This is a genomic window from candidate division KSB1 bacterium, assembly GCA_034505495.1.
GTDB lineage: Bacteria > Zhuqueibacterota > Zhuqueibacteria > Residuimicrobiales > Krinioviventaceae > Fontimicrobium_A.
Genome location: JAPDQV010000001.1, coordinates 145,058 through 163,860, shown reverse-complemented (window position 1 = coordinate 163,860; position 18,803 = coordinate 145,058). Strand labels below are relative to the sequence as shown.

General features: G+C 52.8%; 9 protein-coding genes. 5 read left to right on the top strand and 4 right to left on the bottom strand.

Annotated elements, in window-relative coordinates; all coding sequences use genetic code 11:
- The first annotated feature begins 1 nt into the window (after window position 1).
- From ONB24_00605 to ONB24_00585, 5 genes are read left to right on the top strand one after another with little or no spacing between them, the layout of a single operon-like run.
- Window positions 2–1,102, top strand: coding sequence for a divergent polysaccharide deacetylase family protein (locus ONB24_00605; GenBank protein MDZ7314599.1), 1,101 nt, complete (start codon window positions 2–4; stop codon window positions 1,100–1,102).
- A 21-nt stretch (window positions 1,103–1,123) separates the two neighbouring features.
- Window positions 1,124–1,828 carry a pyridoxine 5'-phosphate synthase gene (locus tag ONB24_00600; GenBank protein MDZ7314598.1) on the top strand — a complete coding sequence of 235 codons (705 nt, stop codon included), beginning with the start codon at window positions 1,124–1,126 and terminating at the stop codon, window positions 1,826–1,828.
- Window positions 1,829–1,833: 5 nt separating this feature from the next.
- Window positions 1,834–3,879: a S9 family peptidase gene (locus tag ONB24_00595; GenBank protein ID MDZ7314597.1), complete on the top strand. Its 2,046-nt coding sequence runs from the start codon at window positions 1,834–1,836 to the stop codon at window positions 3,877–3,879.
- A complete protein-coding gene (locus tag ONB24_00590; protein ID MDZ7314596.1) occupies window positions 3,855–4,292 on the top strand; it encodes a DUF2271 domain-containing protein in 438 nt (145 codons plus the stop codon). The genes ONB24_00595 and ONB24_00590 overlap by 25 nt, the downstream gene beginning before the upstream one ends.
- Before the next feature lie 26 nt (window positions 4,293–4,318).
- Window positions 4,319–5,032, top strand: a complete 714-nt coding sequence (locus ONB24_00585; protein ID MDZ7314595.1) for a cytidylate kinase-like family protein — start codon at window positions 4,319–4,321, stop codon at window positions 5,030–5,032.
- Window positions 5,033–5,039: 7 nt separating this feature from the next.
- Here the strand turns inward: ONB24_00585 and ONB24_00580 are convergent, their stop codons facing one another.
- The 4 genes from ONB24_00580 to ONB24_00565 are packed head-to-tail and all read right to left on the bottom strand — an operon-like array spanning window position 5,040 to window position 18,764.
- Entirely contained in the window at window positions 5,040–6,776 is a 1,737-nt protein-coding gene (locus ONB24_00580; protein ID MDZ7314594.1) for an N-acetylmuramoyl-L-alanine amidase, read from the bottom strand.
- A gap of 26 nt (window positions 6,777–6,802) precedes the next feature.
- Window positions 6,803–14,992, bottom strand: coding sequence for a tetratricopeptide repeat protein (locus tag ONB24_00575; GenBank protein ID MDZ7314593.1), 8,190 nt, complete (start codon window positions 14,990–14,992; stop codon window positions 6,803–6,805).
- Window positions 14,962–15,504, bottom strand: coding sequence for a YdbL family protein (locus ONB24_00570; GenBank protein ID MDZ7314592.1), 543 nt, complete (start codon window positions 15,502–15,504; stop codon window positions 14,962–14,964). Before ONB24_00570 ends, ONB24_00575 begins: the two co-directional genes overlap by 31 nt.
- Window positions 15,501–18,764 carry a hypothetical protein gene (locus ONB24_00565; protein ID MDZ7314591.1) on the bottom strand — a complete coding sequence of 1,088 codons (3,264 nt, stop codon included), beginning with the start codon at window positions 18,762–18,764 and terminating at the stop codon, window positions 15,501–15,503. The genes ONB24_00570 and ONB24_00565 overlap by 4 nt, the downstream gene beginning before the upstream one ends.
- Window positions 18,765–18,803 lie beyond the last annotated feature (39 nt).

The following is an 18,803-nucleotide window of genomic DNA, read 5'->3' as shown; positions in this document are numbered from 1 at the left end:
GATGAAAAGAGCAAGGCGAACAGTCTCTGCAGTACGAATATCGACCATCGGCTGGACGGCTGGGGAAAAACGGCTGGCGCGAATTCTCAGCATAAGCGCAGTCGTGCTGCTTGTGCTGCGCCTGACGCTCTTTTCTTCTTCCGTGCCGCGTTTCGGAAGCAAAGACATTAAGCGCATCGACGCCGTGGTTGCCGAGCTGATGACGGAATACGGAATCTCGGCGCCGACAACCGTTTCGGGCGATACATTGTCGGAATCGGTCATTCCGCAGCAGTTTCCGTTGTACGACCTGATGGCGCAGCTGCGGAATCGGCTCGAAAGCCGAGGCTATGAGATCATCGAGGTACGGAGACAAGGCACGACGACAATCGTTTCCGTCGGCAAAAACGGCAAAGCGGCCAAGCACTTCCGCTTTAAAAAAGGAGAAGCTCGAAGCGGAGAGGGAGCGTTGGCCATTATTATCGACGATTTCGGCTACGCTTTCAACTCGACCATACGCGACTTTTTAGCCTTTGAGGCGCCGCTTACCCTATCGATTCTGCCCGGGCTTGACTATACTTCCCGCGTTGCCGAAGCTGCGCAACTGCATCGTAAAGAGGTCATCATTCATCTGCCGATGGAGCCGCTCAATGAGCCTTACAAAGATGACGGCTACATTCTGCTTACTCGCCACGATCCCGGGACGATTTCTCTGCGCATCCGTAAAGCTTTTGCCGAGGTGTCGCAGGCTGTAGGAATGAATAACCATCAGGGATCCAAAGCAACGGCAGACATGCGTACCATGCAGTCGACCATGGAAACGCTGAAGGCGCTGGGAAAATACTTTATTGACAGCAGCACCTCGACGCAAAGCATCGCCTACCGGACGGCCCGCCGAGGAGGCGTTCCGTGCGGCCGCAACAGCCTTTTTATTGATTCCATAGAGGAAGAACAAACAATCCGCGAGCGTTTGCGCACCGCAGCGGAAAAGGCGCAAAAAGGCGAACGGTTGATCGTTATCGGCCACGCCCGTCCCTTGACGCTGCAGGTCCTCAAACAAATGTTGCCGAGAATTCAAGCATCGGGAGTTCAGATTGTACCGGCCTCGCAGTTGGTGAATTGAGGAAACTCGAAAGGAAAGCGTATGGCTCGATTATGTCTCTGCATCAATCCGATTGCCCGTATTCGGGCGATCAAAAAAGGCCGCAACCCGGATCCGGTCACCGCGGCCGTGGCTGCAGAAGCGGCCGGTATCGACGGCATTGTCGTTTATGTCGATGAATCGGGAGAAATCTCCGACCGCGATGTTCGGCTCCTCAAGGAGGTGGTGCAGACGCACCTCAATATCGCCGTTCCGGCGGAAGAAACCATGGTGCGCAAAGCCGTCTCCTGGGCACCGGATATGGTGACGTTGCTGCCGCAAAGCTACGCTGCCGGAGAAGAAAGTCCTGAAGAACAGGCGCCGATTTTGCAGGAATTGGTGGAACAGCTGCGCGACAGCAACATTGTCGTTGCGCAGCTCATTCGCCCTGATCCGTCGGCCATTCGCAATGCGGCGCGCCTTCAGGTCGATTATGTGCAGTTGGATACGTCTGTTTTCTCCGGCATTGACGATTTGGGCACCATGGCGGATATCGTGGAGCAATTCCGCTCTTCGGCCATAGCGGCCGGAAAGCTGGGACTGGGCGTTTCAGCGGGACGGAAACTTACAGCCCCGATCGCCCGCGAATTGGCCGATGCCGCAGAACTGATCGAGGAGTACAATGTCGGATGGGCGATCGTTTCCCGAGCCGTTCTCGTGGGACTCGAAAAAGCCATCGCTGATTTTCGTAAAAACATCGACAGGTAGCATCTATGCGCATGCTGATATCTTTTTTCCTGCTCGTGAGCCTTTCGGCTGCTTCGCTGCCGGCCAAACGCCCGATGACCGTTGAAGACCTTTGGGCAATGAAGCGCATCGGCCGAATCGAACTTTCCCCGGACGGCAGCCGAATGGTCTACGAAATGACCGCTTACGACATGGAAAAAAACAGCGGCCGTACCGACCTTTGGCTCCTCGACACGGCAACCGGCGAGACGCGTCAGCTTACCACTCATGCTGCGGGCAGCAGTACGCCGCATTGGAAACCGGACGGCAGCGCGGTAGCCTTTCTCTCTTCCCGCAACTGCTCGCGGCAGATCTTCCTTTTGCCCCTTTCCGGCGGCGAAGCAGTGCAGTTGACCCGCCTGCCTTTGGATATTGAGGATTTTGCCTGGTCTCCTGACGGCAAACATCTGGCGCTGATCCTTTCAATTTTTCCAAAAGCCGCAAATATAGAAGAAAGCGCGGCAATGGAGCGCGTGAGAGAGGAATCGCTTGTTAAGGCGCACATTGCCGACCGCCTCTTGTTTCGACCTTGGAATCATTGGCGCGACGGCAGACGATCGCATCTGTTCCTCTGCAATGCCGACGGCGCCAACCTCCGCGATCTCACGCCGGGCGATTGGGACGTGCCGCCGCTTGATTTGGGCGGTGATCCCGACTTTTGTTTCTCACCTGACGGAAAAACGATCGCCTTTGTCGGCAATGCAACGGCGGAGCCGGCCGTCAACACCAACAATGACGTCTTTCTACTCGATTTGGAAAGCGGCATCCAACAAAATCTGACGGCCGCCAACGCAGCGGTCGATAATCAGCCGGTCTTTTCTCCCGACGGTCGCTATCTTGCCTACCGCGCCATGCGGCGCCCAGGCTTCGAAGCCGACGAGTACGAGCTGATGCTTTATGATCGTCGAACCGGAAGCAGCGTATCGCTGACGGATTCTTTCGATCGCTCGGTCGGCCAGGTGATTTGGTCTCCCGATAACTCGGCCCTCTTTTTTACCGCCGAGGATTTCGGCCGCGAATCTATTTATCGCCTGGAATTGAAATCCGGGCGCATCACGAAAATCATCGGCGATCACGTCAATCGTCATTTAACAATTAGCCCGAACGGTCGCCGCCTCTTCTTCAAACGCCAATCCGCCGTTATGCCGGAGGAAATTTTCGGCTATGATCTGCGCAACAAATCGCCGACACAACTCACTTTTACCAATCAGCCTTTGCTCGATCAATTGGATTTAACCCCATTGGAAGATCTGAGTTATCCTTCTTTTGACGGCAAGACGGTTCACGGCTTCCTACTAAAGCCGCCGGCTTTCGATACTTCCCGAAAATATCCGCTGCTTTGCCTCATCCACGGGGGGCCGCAGGGAATGTGGGGCGATGATTTTCACTATCGCTGGAACACGTCACTATTTGCATCGCGCGGCTTTGTCGTGGTTGCTTTGAACATACGCGGTTCCAAAGGCTACGGTCAGGAGTGGTGCGACGCCGTCAGTCGCGATTGGGGCGGCGGGCCTTATCAAGATATTCTGGCGGGCATCGATTATGTGGTCGAGCGTTACAGCTTTATCGATAAGGAGCGCATTGCCGCGGCGGGAGCAAGCTACGGCGGCTACATGATTAATTGGATCGCTACACAGACCGACCGCTTCAAAGCTTTGGTCAGCCATGCGGGTGTTTTTGATCTCGTCAGCAAATACGGCGCCACCGATGAGCTGTGGTTTCCGGAATGGGAGTTCGGCGGTATCCCATACGAAAATCCCGATCTTTACCGGCGCTGGTCGCCTTCTACCTATGCGGCGAACCTGAACAAGTTTCGAACGCCGACGCTGGTCATCCATGGAGAACTCGACTTTCGTGTTCCGGTGACGCAGGGCCTGCAAATGTTCACCGCCCTGCAGAGGTACGGCGTGCCGTCCAAACTGATTTGTTTTCCTGATGAGACGCATTTTGTGACCAAACCGCAAAACGCCCGGTTGTGGTGGAACGAAGTATTTGCCTGGTTGGAAAAATGGCTCGCAAAGACATCGGAATAAAGCCGTCCCGAACACTCTTACGCGTTCTGATCTGGCCGGTTTTTTGCCTTTTGGTGTCGTGCAAAAATCCGGTATCGGCGCAAAAAGTAATTCTATTGATCGATGATTATTTAATTGACGGCGGAAAATATGTATTTTATTGGGACGGGAAAAATGAGGACAAACAGTACGTTGAACCCGGCGATTATGTAGTCGTGTTGGAAATCAAAGACTGGCAGCAACAGGAAATCATAACAGCCATTAAGGGCGGAAGCCCGGGAGAAAACAATCAGTCGCACTTTGAGCCCGGTTTTTGGCAATATCCCGAACTTCTCGAACCGTTTCCCAATCCCTTCAAAGTGCAATCGGGTGTCAACATTCCCATTCTTTTACCGGGCTCTTCGCGTGTCAGAATTACGATTTTCAAAGGTTGATTCAACAACACCCAGTGAGGTAGAGCATGCCCGTGACTCACGAACCTGTTCAATGGGAAGAGCCGTCCGATTTTCAAATGCGCCTTTGGGAGGAGAAACATCTGGAAGAAGAGGCTCCCGGAAAAAAGACAAGCAAATGGGAGACGGCCCACGTTACCATATCTCGTCAATTTGGAGCGCGCGGCTTTGCGATCGGTCAGCTCTTGGCACAAAAGCTCGGTTGGGAGCTTTACGGCAGCAACATCATTGAACACATTGCAAAAAAAGCCAAGCTGAGAGAAAAGGTAATCTCGGAATTCGACGAGCGGAAGCACTCCTCCAAACTGACGCAGCTTTTATTTAGCCCAGGAAGCTATTCTTCCGACAAATATTACCGGCATTTGGTTCAAGTCATATTGTCCATCAGTCGGAAAGGCAAGGCTGTCATCATCGGCAGAGGAGCTAATTTTGTCACCGACAAAGCCAACGGGCTGCATGTACGCGTCATCGGCAACCTTCACGAGCGGGCGCGACGGTACGCCGAAAAGGAGGGAATTCCGTTCAAAGAAGCTTTGAAAAAAGTAGAGGCCGTCGACCGCCAACGGGCGGAATTCGTTCGCACCTATTATCACGCCGACATCAGCGATCCGCAAAATTATGATCTGGTGATCAATGTCGAATACTTGAACAATGAACAAATTACGGACATCATTATTGCCGCATTGGAAGTGCGTTTAGGAGAACCGCGTCCAAAGGACTAATCGACCCTCATTTTTCTCCAGTCGACAAAAAATCCGCTAATCCCTCACAAATTGCCTGCGATAACCTGTCGATAAAAACAGGATCCGCCAGCTTGAGTTCCTCTTTTGGGTTACTGAGAAATCCTCCTTCGATGAGCACACTCAAAAACGCCGTTGATTGCGTTACATAGTAGGCATTATAGACGCGGCCAAAGGGCGCCAGACCCAGTTTGACCAGGTAAGGATAAAGAGCCCAGGCCAGGTCACGACTTTGCGGCGTGGTGAAATAAACGCTCGTGCCCTCGGCAGCCGGATTGCCGGTCGCCGGCACGCTGTTGTTGTGCAGGGAAAGAAAGATATGAGCCTCGGCTTCCTCGGCCAGACGTATGCGTTCTGCCAAAGAGACCTCGATGTCTTCCCGTCGCGTCATGACCACGGTTGCGCCGTTGCTCCTCAGTTTGGCGGCAAGGCTTTCGGCCCACATAAGGTTGATCTCTTTTTCCAATCTGCCGAGGGGGCTCACGGCGCCTCGATCCTGACCGCCGTGTCCGGCGTCGACGGCGATCACCAACCCCTGCAGCGGATTCTGCGAATTGATTACCGGCGGCCTGCGTATGGAAAAAACGACGGCGCCGTCGCGATACTCTGCTTTATATCCCCATACCCTTTTGGTCCGCAAAACGACCGTAGTTCGAAATGCATTGTCTTCCTGTCCAAAGACCAGCGCAGCAAGGTCGCTTTCTCCGTTGGGAAACGTCACCCAGTGCGAAGCCTGCCGAGCTCCGAAGAGATACAAGTCGAGACGATTAAGGACAGGATCTTGATCGATCCAAAAGGCCGGCAGCCGGTCGGCCGGATAAATCAGCCGGATCCAATTTTTATCCTGAACCAAGTTTGGAGCGCCGACAGCTAAAGACGGCAGGGGCGTACCCGCCGGCAACAACTCGATTCCATCCTCTTCGATATAACCTTGCTTCGTTGCTGAAAAACGAACTTGATAGCGGTTATTCCGCTTGCCGACGATGTGCAAATCGATTCCGGCCGGAAGACGCAACCAAGGAACATACCCCTCCGCAGCGCTGTGAACAGTCACCGTTTGCTTGGTCCGGCCGATCAGCGGCACATGCGGCGAAAGCACGAACAAGCGTCCGATCACCAGCTTTTTTTTGCGCCCGTCGGCTCCCAGCAGCTCGCCCTCGATGGCCAGCGGTTTATCAATAGGGAGATCGGAACTAATACGGATTGCTCCGCGATATATGCCGAAAATTCCGTCAGTCAAAGCGGTATCGATTTCTACCATCGGCAGGTGCTTGAGATAGCGGTCGATCGAAAAGGCGGCAACACCGTTAGGGCTGCCTTTAAGCTGAACATCGAGATAATCACCGACGCTTAGCCAAACATCGCGGCGCGGCGCACACCCGTCCAAGTCGATCGCCGTGGGCTTTTCAGGCAGGGACTTGGTCGACGGCGGACGATAAACCGACAGGTTCTGAACGGATACGGCTCCGTTTTTTTGTGCTTCGACGAGAATTGTGTTCAATCCTTCAGACAAATCAACGCGGGCAACAAAAGAAGCCTGAGGTGTTAACGGTACTTTTTTGCCATTGATCGAAACAACGGCTCCGCTTTCGGTAAATCCGGAAATTCGAACTCGGTTACCGTTTACCGTATCGTTTTGAGCCGGAAAGGTTATCTGAAGCAGCGGCGTTTGGGCCTCCGCAAGTCGGAAAAACAGCAAAAGCAGGCCAATAACTCTCGGTTTCACGGCAAATCCTTAAATGAACGAAAAACTTATCGACCAACATCATAGAGAACAAAACAGCCCCAAGCTTTCGGACGACGATCAAGCCGGTCGTAAACGGCTCGTTGTGCCGAATTGAGGGCTTCCGAAGGGGAAAGTCCTTCGCTGAGCATCTTTACGTAACGCTTGACCAAAATGGCGGCAGCAAACGCATCGGCGTTTAACGGCAAGGGCAGAAGCAGCGCGGAGCCGAGATATGAAGCGACAGCGCCTGCAACGGCCGTTTCGGTGCCTTCTTGCGGCTCCGAATTACGGGTCCGCAAAAAAACGACGGCATAGGGCGGTTCGCTCTGCTGCATCCAATCCGGCCAGGCCATATTGCGATAACCTGACTCGCTTTCCGGCTGATAAAGCCAGGCTTCCTGTGAATTCTCATCCAAACTCTCAGCAACAAGTACCGATCCGCCAAGTGAAGCGGTCTGGAGTCGATCCGGCAAAAGCACAATTGACTCTTCAGCATACCGTTCCAAGGCTCGGGCAAGGGGCTTATAAAAGGGATCTTGTTGCGACGAGGGTGGTTTTCCAACCAGAATAAGCCGTTTTGAATTCCAGGCAGCTGTTAAGGATTCCTTTTTTTCCGCTTCGAACGACCATGCCGCGAGTGAAATTGGTTTCTCGAGGCCGAGGAAGGTACCGCTCTTGTCATTCAACATAGCCCACGGCACATAGTGCCATTGGGAATAGGGAACGATAACGATTCTGCGCGCTTGTTCGACGTCCTGCTGCCAAGGTTCGAACACCGTTGCATAAAGAAGACGGGTAAAATCTCCGGCATCGGCGTTGAGGTCTAGTTGCTGCAGCGTTTTTAGGACATTCTTTGTCTGCACCGCGTCATAGGGCTGCAGGTCTACGTCGAGGCGATCCTCGCGGCGCCGCCAAATGTAGAGGGTTTCATCATCATGGTAAAGCGAGATCAGCAGCCGACCATCGGCGAGCGGGCTTGCCTCACGGCAGCCGCTCAACCCGAAAAGCAGCGGACCCAATTGAGGATCTTGAAAACGGCAGGTTTCTTTAAGCGACCTCAGAGAGTCCTGCAGGGCAGAGATTTGCCGTTTCACGATTAGGGAATCTTTTGCGGCAAAGATGGAACGCGGGTCGCATTGAAACATTGCGCTTGAGTAGAGTCTTGATAATCGCTCTTTGATCCGGAAATAGTGCTCGGCCTGCTGCCGGTCGTCAGCCTTGAAGGAAAAAAGCCGCAGCCTTGCGGCGTGAATAAAATCGATATTTCGGTGCTGATCAGCGAAAACAAGCGCATCGTGCAACCGATTGCTGCGCACACATAGTTTGACCGCGGTTTGATAAAACCGTCGCTCCAGCGGCAGCAGCCCTAGGAAATAATCGTCGTACTCGCTTTGCGGCGGGGCAAGGCTGAGCGCCGAGTCGGCTGCGACTAAATAGAAATGAGCCCTATCATCTTCTTCCGCTAGTTGTGCCAAGCGATAATAGGCGCGAAAGAGGAGATCCGAGCGACCGATGCGTTGCGCTGCAGATGCCGCTGCTTCTGCAAATTGCCTGGAAAGCGCCGCATCCTCTTCGAGACAGCTCAGCAGCCAGTTATTGGCAGAGCGAAAATCATATAAATAGGGACGATCGCAAGCACCGATATTTTCTTTAGCCTCGCTCTTCGCCTCTTCGGTTTTTCCTGCCAGATATAAGAATAAAGCCAAGGCTGTACGTCGGCGTATTGCCGAACGGTTGAAGGGGCGGCTTTCAAGGCGAACGGATCGTTTCATCTCTTCTGCCGCCTTAGCCGCTTTGCCGGATAACGCGGCATGAACGGCAACAGCTTCGCCTACCCGTTGTTCCAAATCCGCATCATCCGACCATTCCGCCTCGAGAAAAGCTTTGCGCAAAAGAGCTGCAGCTTTCGCAGTATCGCCTACCGCTCTCGCTTGTCGTGCAATAAGCAGATGGTGCGCTATTTTGAGAGCCGGATCCAGCTCGGCGACCTCGATTTGGACAAGAAATCGCTCGGCAGCCATGGGTTCGAAGGTCCTGAGATGCAGCTCCGCCATCGACAAGCGAATTTCCGCCGCAAGGCGCTTGAATCCCCCTTTCTCAGCAAGCTTTAAAGCCGATTGCAAGGATTGTCGTGCTTTATTTGCGTCAACTCCAAAGCGGCAGCGCCCTAAAAAAGTCAAAGCCCTTGCCTGCAAATCCATTTGCTGGTTATTTTTACTCAGCTGTTCAGCCGATTCCGCCAAATCGATCGCCAAATCGACATAACCTGTCTCTTCGAATAAATATTCTGCGGCCCTCAGTAAGCTTTCAATCTGATTTCGCGTGCGGTTTAGTTTGCCGTACCGTTCGGCCGCTTTAATGGAAAGAAGCGCGGCCTGCTCATAGTCGCCGTTGTCTGCGTAAAGCTGAGCCGTTTCGAAAAAAGCCGTCGCATCGTCGTAAGGAATGGAAAAAGTGCGGCAAAGCCGTCTATATTCGGCTAACGCCTGCGCCTCGCCGGCCGTCGCCCCCTGCTGATGATAAACGACCGCCATAAGCCTCTGCATTGCCGCCTGTTCACGGCGCAAGTTCTTTTGGGAGTAATAAGATGCTCGACGGCGCACAACATCAACCGCCTCGGTCCACAGACCGCCGCTCAAGGCGCTTGCCAAGAGTCTTTCGGCTATCGACTCATTCTTTTCCCGCTCTGCTTGCGTTCTCTCTAAAGCTTCGAGGTAGCATTCCACAGCATGCCGCCAGTTTCGTGCCCGCCGCGCCTCATCACCCCGCGCAACCCACTCATCTGCATCGCTGCTCATCGGCGCTTCTGCAGTCGAACCTGATTCGACGCCGTAGATTTGAAATCCCGCCCAAAAACGCAACGGAACACCTTTTTCGACCATTTGCTCCTGGGTTGTGTCCAAAGCCGCTGAGGGCAAGTTGTTTTGCAAATAACGAAAACAGCTTTGCAGAAAGGTTCGACTGCTGTCGGCTGTCGGCCATAAGGAGACAAAAAGCCGGCGGGTTCCATTGAAATAAGCCGCTCGCTCCCAAGCACTCAGCGCTTCAGCCGTCCACTCTCCCTTATCAATATCCAAGCAGAGCAGGGTTAAAGAAGCTTTTCCACGCAGTAAATCGAGCGGCGACCACTTCCCCGCCCAAGCTGCGGAAAACGTGCTGTTGGTCGGAAAGACCGGTTGAGCGAGGCTGTTTCCGCGCAAATGTACCACCGCTGCGTCAATGCGGTCAGACGCCTTGGACGGCAGCGGCGAGACGACGAGGCTGTCCCGCTTCTGCAGAGCCTGCAGCAGCAGAGAATCGGAACTCAAGATCGTTAACGAGGGTAAGCGATCTGTTTTTCCAGGCGGGAAAAAGGCCGATAAATCAGAAATAACCCCTGCAACAGTTGGAAAATCGACAAGATGAAACAATGCACTCCAAGGAAAAGGCAGATCCTTGTGCTCAGGAAGAATGTATAAACGTTTGATCCCTTGAAGGGGTAAAATGGAAAAGGCCGTTTTAATGCTGTCCGCCGCGGCCGCGTCCAACGAATCGGCTTCGAAACCATCCCGTAAACGAACCAAAAGTTTTCGAAAGTTTGAAGCAGCTAAATTCGGTCGGTACAATTCGATGTTTCGGCGTGTTATCCAACCAAACAGCAGCTGATCCTGCAGATAAAGAATTGTAAGCAGCCCTTCTTTGGGCTCAAGTCTGCTTTGCAGTTCAGCCAACGAAATGTTGACCGGCCGTAAAAACGGCTCAAGCTGCGGCGCTTTGCGCCTAACGACAGTCAAGGCCGCCTCGTATTCACGCTGCAACCTTTCGATCTCTTCAGCCAAGACTGCGTCGTTCGTACGAGTTCGATTCGCCTGCTCAGTTTGACGGCGCAGCTCCTCGGCCAAAGAGTCCGCTCTATGAAAAAGTCGTTGCTCCGTTTCTCCCCCGAGACTCGGACGGTCTCGTCGCATCAATTGCCGAAAAACTTGGCTGCGCATCCTTTCCGCCGTCAGCAGCGCATTCTCCGCATCGCCGCGTTCCGCCTGCAGCTGAATGAGACGGCGATAAGGCGCTTCGATGAGACGCCGCACCTGCACAGCCGATAAAAGCAGGTTCGAAGGAGCCTCCCGTTCGGTCAATCGCACGGCCTCCTGCAAATAAAAGGATGCATCCGCCAAAGAGTTATCTGTTCTTTCAGATAATCTCATGCTTTCACTGCCGAGCGCCGTATAGATTTGTCGCAAAAGATCGCGCAGTTGATGCTGCTCCGCCGTCTCTTTGGCTCTAAGATACAAAGAAACCGCCGTCGAGTCGCCGGTTTGGAGCCGCAACTCTGCCCGTCGATAAAGCGCCGCGCACTCTTCACGCGGCAGACGATACTGTCGGCTGAGCCGCTCCGCTTCCATCAGATGCTTTTCGGCATTGCCGACCGCTTCAAGAAACGACCATCGCGCCTCCAGATTCTTCGGCAATTCGGCATAGGGAACAATCAGTAAATCCGCTAGAAGGAGACGATAACGGGCATGAATCGCCGAATAAAAGGCCTCATCGCCTCGGGTGACTCGTAAAAGATCGGTCAGCTTGCCGATTATCCAGCGATGATATTTGGCAAAATTAACTTTTCGTTTCGGATCTTCTTCATTTGCGATCGTAAGGACCACTTGCGCTGCATTTTCCAAATTCAGCAGCTGGCCATAAACGTATTTGGTGCGCACGCACCACCAATAAGAATTGGTGAACATGCGCCAGGCGTTGTCATAATCACCCTTGAGAAAATAGAGATAGCCCATGTTGTTTTGAAAAACAGCCTGGGCGTCGTAATCGTGGCGCCGCTCATAAAGGTCGAACTTTTTCTGATAGAATTCGATGGCGCGATCGAAATCTTTATTTTCGATAAAAACTTTAGCAAGAATCGTATAGAGAAAAGCTTCCTCTTCTTCAGTCGAAATATCGATGGTCGATTTGGCACCGACCTTGCGGAGATCGAAAGGAATGGGGGCGTAAAGATCGAGCAATCCGATTTGAAGATAAATGGGTTTACTCTTTTTTCGCGGGACCTGGCCGCTTTCGAGCATGCTCAAAGCCTCCTCAGCAGACCTAACCGCTTCCTCATATCGTCCCAAAGCATAGTAATGCAAAGCGGCGCTGCGCCGGCTGCGCAACAGACCGTCATAGCGCCCGAGCCGTTCTTCCATCTCCGCGGCTGCTGAATAATACCGTAAGGCCTCGCTATGATTTTCCCCGACCTCATAGAGCAAAGCGAGCCGTTTGAGATTAAGCAGAAGACGTTCCTGATTGTTCAATTTACCATACAACTCGATAGCCCGCTTGAGGTAGTTGGGTCCCCGCAGCTGATCGTTGACAAAGATGGCACAGTGCCCCATCCGTTCTTTGATTAACGCCTCGTGCGGCATACCGGCAAAAGTCGAGTCATACTTTAAAAAAGTGTGATAGTACTCATAAGCCTTGCGGAACCCGAATTCGCCCAGGCTGTAATAATTGTTGGCCATATTGAGCGCCAGAAGCGCCTCGCGCCGTGGATAGAGCTCTTCGTCGTTGAGCGCCATCGCCTGGGTGAGCTCCTGAATGGCACTTTCATAATATCTCGGCGGTTTAGTTTCTTCGTAAAAGGTGACTGTGTGATAAAGCCAAACCAACGGCGCCGTGATTGTACCGAAAGCCTTTTGCGCAAAACTTTTGGCTTCCCGCTGTCGCCGATTCTGAAAAGATTCCAATAGTTCGGAATTGAAACTCAACAGCAGGTAGGCATCGATTAGATTGTAATCCAAGGCCAGCGCTTTGTAGAGAATTTGATTCGATTGCTCCAAAGCCTCCGCACTGGTCACCCAAGTTTCACAACCATTCGGATAGATCGAGGCACCTTTATAGGAATAAGCCAATCCCTGAGCGTAGAGAAGAATGTTATCTTCGGGATGATTCCGGACGGCTTCAGTATATTCCGTCAACACCTGATCGATTTGATTGAGCAAAAATGCGCATTCGATGTAGCTCTGATGCGCCGGCAAATGATGCGGATCGATTTCCAGCACCTTTTTCAACCTTGCGGCCGCTTGACCGTATTGATTAGTCGTCATCAGGTCTAAAGCCGAGTGGTAGAGCATATCGGTCAATTGCGTTTCGGCCTGCTTGGCCAATTTGGGCCGATTTTGGCGATAAAGTGCGGCCGTTTCGCTCAAGAGGGTTGCCGCCTGCTGCAAATCTCCCAGCCGATAGAGCACCTGCGCCCGTCCTAAGCGAATGTCAAAGGCTTCGTCGGTCAAATCGGCAAACTGGGCCTGGAGAAAGTCATAGAGATCCAATGCTTCCTGCAGCCTGCCGTTTCGCACATGCAATTCCGCGATTCGCAAAAACGGCTCAATGACGAAAACATCGAGGGCAAAAAACCGGCGGATCACCATTTTATAGCGCGAGAGCAGCGTTGCATCATCGGCAGCACCGAGGGTGAACATTTCGAGCAGTTCACTGCGTGCTTGGGCATGCTTTTCCGGTTTGCCGCCGTTTTTCATGGCCGACAAAAAAGAGGCCATTGCGTCACCGTATTTGCCTTCGGTTTTTTGCAAACGTCCGAGACGAAGCAGGGCCTCACCGACAAGATCCGGAAAAGCCTGCGCCTTTTCCGTTTCCCGCCGATAAGCCTTTTCTGCATCTTCAAATCTTTCTTGTCGTTCATAAAGAGCACCAAGGAGCAGCTCTGATTCGGCGGCGAATCGACGGCTCGGTGCAGCGCCGGCCTGAAGGCGAAGGATCTCCTGTTCCAAAAGTCGCAGTTTCTGCGCCTCATTTTCTTTGCGTACCTCGGAAACCCTGGTCCGCAAAAGCTCGGCAAATGGAGCCGCCTCGGAGGCAGGATAATCGGCGAGAATAAAATCGAGATGACGCACGCAGCGCAGCGAATCTCCCAACAGCAGCGAACATACGGCGATCTCGTAGGCAGCACCGGCAATTTGTTCCGCATCGGCCTGAGGACTGTCCATGATCCTTTGCAGGGTATAAATTCGATCATAGAGCTGACGCCGTTGCCTTTCGTTCCACACCGGCGGCTCATCAATAAAGATCGACAAATCCTTGGCAGCCAGTCCGTTAGGCAGCGGAGGCATGTCATCGATAGACGGCGGATGACCATGCAGCAGGCTGTCCGGCAGTGAAAAGATGTCAAAATTGCCTTTGATTTCGGACGAAAAATAAATGCGGCCGTCCATACCGTATTCAGGCTGCGCGGCATTGTATTTAGCCGATACAATCGGGCAGGCACGGTGAACGATTCGTTCATCGAACGTTTCGCGGTAGAGGCGATAAGAAGGATTCAAGGAAGAAGGATGGTCCTGCGGCAGATGCGAAACGTCGACAGCCCAAATTACCGAGCGATCAGAGGGAGTGATCAGCCCGTCGCCGTTATCGTCGTGATCACTTCGGCAAAAAAGAATCGTCTTGGCATCAGGGGACCAAGTTGGAAAGCCGTCAGCGGCTTCACCGCGTGTTACAGGCCACATCGGACGCTCAAGGCTGTCCAGCGGCGTCCTCACCTCGATCCACTCGCGCGGCGCATAGAGATTGATGAGCCAGATATCGCCGTTGCTGCCGTCTTGACGAAAACTGGTAAAAGCCAAATAGGACTGTTTGGGACTCCAGGCCGGATGTGTTGCTCCGCCGTGCGTCAATTGACGAATCGCCTGGCCCCGCTTAGTCATCAGCCAGATTTCCGGTCGGCCTGTCCGATCGGAAACCCAGGCGATGTGTTCATCATATTCAGAAATGGTCGGCAGGCCGTCGAACCCCATATAGGTCGTCAGCCGTTCCGGTTTGCCTTTGGCGATCAACTCGCCGCGTACATTACGCAGATTGAGGCGAAAAAGGTCGCCTTTGGCGTCGCTTCGCTGCGAGACAAAGATCAGATAACGATTTTTTTTATCCCAAACCGGGTGATAGTCGTCCGCTTCGTGATCGGTCAGACGGCGGCTTCTTCCCGTCTGTAAATTTTTAATATAAATATCGTAATTGCCGCTCTGCCGATTGACATAGGCAAGCCATTTCCCGTCCGTTGAAACGCGCGGCGCCAAGTCGGCTTCCGGATGGCTGGTCACCTGATAGACCTCTTCCACCGGACCCTTTGCACCTCCGTTTGTTTGTTCAGACCAAACAGCCCCTGACAGCAAAAAGGTAAAAATGAAAATAACAGTAAATCGCTGCATCATTTTTTCGGCCTGGGTTTTTCGATCCATTCGCCGCTTTCCAGCTGGATCATGGTTCCCGGCGCGGCCTTTTCTTGTTGAAGCTTTGCCAATGCGGAAGCCGTGGAGGTGCTCCACTCCGCACTCATCGCCGCTTTTTGATAAATTATCCGTCGATTGTTGTTTTCCTCTTCCACCAATCGATCCACCTGTTTCCGATACAACGGATCTTTTTGATATTTTTCGTTCCCCAATATTTCCAGATATCCGGAATTGTTTTCACCGATGACTTTATCACGTTTGAGTTCATCAATTTCGTCCTGAATGAACTGTTGGTTCTGCAGAGCCTGGATCACTGATTCGGTTTTGCCGGTCACCGCCTCATCCGATAATGCCGTCCGCACCGAGGTCGTCAAATAATCCTGTTGGTTCAACTGTTCGAACGAACCGATGATCTGATTTTCCAGCGCCGTCTTTTCACCAGTGAGCGTAATTTCCGGCGTTTTGATGCTGCAGGCCGCGCACAGGCTAAACAAAACGATAAGGCAAAAAGCTCTTGTCATTTGAAACTCCGTGCTAAATTGGGATTGAGTTTGAGCAGGGTGACGATCGGTATGCGGCTCAGCTCAATGCCGCCGCCGATCAGACGAACCGGAAAATACCAAGGCTGCTGAAAATAAACTGCCGGATAACAGAACCCATGCCGAATCTCAAAGCGAAAAAGCTTGGGTTTGAATCCGCGGTTGATAAGCAACCGCGTACTGCGGATTCCCGAATCCTTTCCTTCCGGATCCAGAGAACGCAAAAGATTATCGGCCACCTTGGACTCGATCTCCGAGATATTAAAGTAGCCGTCCAAATCGATGCCCTTATTAATATCCAACCCGCGGCCGCGCAACTCGGCATGTGCGGTAATATTGCTTTTCTCGGAAGCGGCAGACGGCAGCAACAGCGACGAATTGATGGAAGAAATATGAGCCGTCAATTTGTAAGAAGCGTCCAAAGGATCCTTCTCTCCGGCGGAAAGCGAAAATTGACCGGCAATATTGCCGCCGTAGGCATCCAATGCAAAGTAGGGGATTTCGAGCCTACCGTTGCCAAGAAAAATATCCGACAGCACATTCTCGACCTGATAAGAGCCGATCTGAATTCGTCTAATGCTGAGGCGGCTTTTATTGGGGTAGCTTTGGTAATAATTGCGATAGAGAAGGTAATCGACAAGTCCGTCCGATGGCGTGCGCACAACTGCAGGAGACCTCCCCAAACGCGATGGATTTACGAAATCAAATTCCTGTAAAAAGGCAAGGTCGGCATTCAAACGATCGATGCGAATGTCGTTCGGCATGTAGACGCTGAGATCCTTGGTCCGAACCGATGCATTCAAAACCGCATGACTGGAATCTGCACGAATATTCAGGTCGATTTCATTAATGCCTTTGAAAAAGACCTCCGGGGCAAAAATCAACGTGTCCTCAGCCGATTGACGCAGCGAGGCCTTGAGCGAGAGAAAAGGATGCGTGGTTAAATTCTCAATACGGCCGCTGACGGCGCCCAAGGTGTGCAAATCGGGAATCGAAACGTATCCGGTATCCAGACTAATCGTGGAGAGATTCGGCATCGACAGCCGAATCAGCAGGCGATTGTCTCGAAACGAGAGAGGATTCGGCAATAGGAAGCGCGTTGTGTCCAGTGCGACGGCAAACTGCATGAATCCTCCGCGTCGGGAATCCGCAACGAGCTCGCCTTCGGCAAAAAGGTCTTTGACTTTTACACCCTGCGCGGGTAGCGATAAATCTGCTCGTGACTGCAGCACAGCCTTTACTTCGAATTCTTTCGGCAACAGATCGGGCGACAACTTGAATCGGCCGCCTGCCTCAAACGATGTTCGGCCACTTAGGCCGGCACCCGGAATTTGTTCATTCAGGGCGTTCGGCAGCTTTTCGAAAAGAGCCGCGTGGTCCATTGCCACAGAAAATTGATGTAAAACCGCAGACGAATCTTGAAGTGATAAATCCGCTCGCAGCTCGGCGCGGAGGAAAGGATCGAGCGAAAAGTCTAATGCTCTGAGCTCCAAGCGGTTATCATCGAGATGATAGGCGCCGCGCGCAGCCGATTTGACCGTCATCGGCGCCATAACATAAAGCTGACCTTCCTGAATGGCTGTCAGCGTATCCGTGGTAACCTTTGCCTCGAAGCGCAAAGAATCAAGAGAGCGAATGTCCACACCCGCTTCAGCAGAAACATTTCCAACCCATTGAGCGCCGGTAAGTTGCGACAAATCAAAACCATCGACTCGAATAACCGCATTTCCGTGTGCGCGAGACAGTTCCTGAGGGGTGCTTAACCGAAGGGATGCCGCTGCGTTTGCCCCCAACAAATTGCGAACAGTCAACTTTGCCTCGAGGTCGGCAGGAAAGCCGTCTCGACCTATAGACATGGCTGCAGCAAGAGTCAAGGGTCCTGTATAAAGCGGCGTCAACTCCGGAAGTCGGACTGAAGCAGAATCATAGACGGCAGAAACCCGCAAATCAGCCTGCGCAATCGTCTGTTCTCGCACGGCACCCCGCATAACCGCAGTAAGATTCAGGCCTCCGAGGAAAAGATTTCCACGATCGGCCGTCACTCCGGCATCTTTCAACGATAAGGAAGCCGTCCAGTCCAGCGCCGCCTGTTCTTCACCAAACTTGCCCCTGAACGTCAAGCTGTCGATTGCAACGACCGCCTTGGGATTGTGAAGAAAGAGGTCTGGAATGTTGCCCTTTGGGAAAATTAGAGATGCAATGTCGACCAACTGCTGCAAAGGAACGGCGCCGTGAAGCAGGTATCCCGTTAAAGTCGGCATGCCGAGCAGACTGTCCACTACCATCGACAGACTGAACCATGAAACATCCTGCACTGCAAAAGCCAGCGAATCGATCTCCAACCTTTGATGGCAAAAATCCAACCTCATTCGAGTCATTACGCTGAGCGGCAAGGACTTGCCGCGGCCGTCCAAGAGACGCTCACCGTTTAAATCAAACGTCGTTTGGTCAAGACGGACAGTTCCCTGCAGATCGATGCGGTCCAGGCGGGAGATGAGCAGTTTCAGCGAAGCGTCCAAACGGCCGCACATAGCCATTGAATCGCCGCCGCTCAATTGCTCAAAGCAGAACGGCGAGCCGTTTAGACTAATCGATAAAGCGCCGCGGAGATCGTGATCCGGCTGCAGGATTTGCCCCTTCAACGCCGAAAGGTCATCGAGGAACAAATTGATCTCGCGAACAAAGATTCGCTGCAGGCTTGTGCTGTCCCTCGTTTCTACCAAGATCGAGGCGTTCGTCAGCCGCAACAGCTTGAGCTGCACGTCGAGCGGCAGCGACGTTTCCATTGTATCACTTTGAGCCCCAGCAAGTTGCCCCTGCCCGCCCATGGCAAGCGACAAATGGAGCTCAGGATCCTCGATATGAATCTTTTGGATGATCAATCGCCGCCGCAGCAGGTGTTTCAAATTGTACTCGAACAAAATTTCCCGCGCTGTAAATAACCGAATGGGAAGTTGGTTTTGCGCCGAATCGAGCGTGAGGGTGATGTTGCGCAGGTTGATTCCCTGCAGGGGGTTGAAGCGGGCGAGCGAGAAATCGAAACGGCCGCCGGTCTGCCGTTCTACTTGAGGTTTGACAATAGCTTCGATACGCTTCGGCGTAAAGTATAAAGCCGCGCCGCCGACAATAATAAGCAGGCAAAGCGCTATGATGATGGGGATACAAAGCAGTATCCGCCCAACCGACGCCAAGCGGGTTCTTTTTCTTTCAGTCGGCGACTCTTCTGCCGCGCGGCTCTTCACGGTCCAAGGCCCTTCCTTTTGCTGCCGAAGCTGCTCTGC

Coding starts and splice junctions, on each gene's coding strand:
- ONB24_00570 (MDZ7314592.1), bottom strand. CDS start 15,504: ATGACAAGAGCTTTTTGCCTTATCGTTTTGTTTAGCCTGTGCGCGGCC.
- ONB24_00600 (MDZ7314598.1), top strand. CDS start 1,124: ATGGCTCGATTATGTCTCTGCATCAATCCGATTGCCCGTATTCGGGCG.
- ONB24_00575 (MDZ7314593.1), bottom strand. CDS start 14,992: ATGGATCGAAAAACCCAGGCCGAAAAAATGATGCAGCGATTTACTGTT.
- ONB24_00585 (MDZ7314595.1), top strand. CDS start 4,319: ATGCCCGTGACTCACGAACCTGTTCAATGGGAAGAGCCGTCCGATTTT.
- ONB24_00605 (MDZ7314599.1), top strand. CDS start 2: ATGAAAAGAGCAAGGCGAACAGTCTCTGCAGTACGAATATCGACCATC.
- ONB24_00595 (MDZ7314597.1), top strand. CDS start 1,834: ATGCGCATGCTGATATCTTTTTTCCTGCTCGTGAGCCTTTCGGCTGCT.
- ONB24_00590 (MDZ7314596.1), top strand. CDS start 3,855: ATGGCTCGCAAAGACATCGGAATAAAGCCGTCCCGAACACTCTTACGC.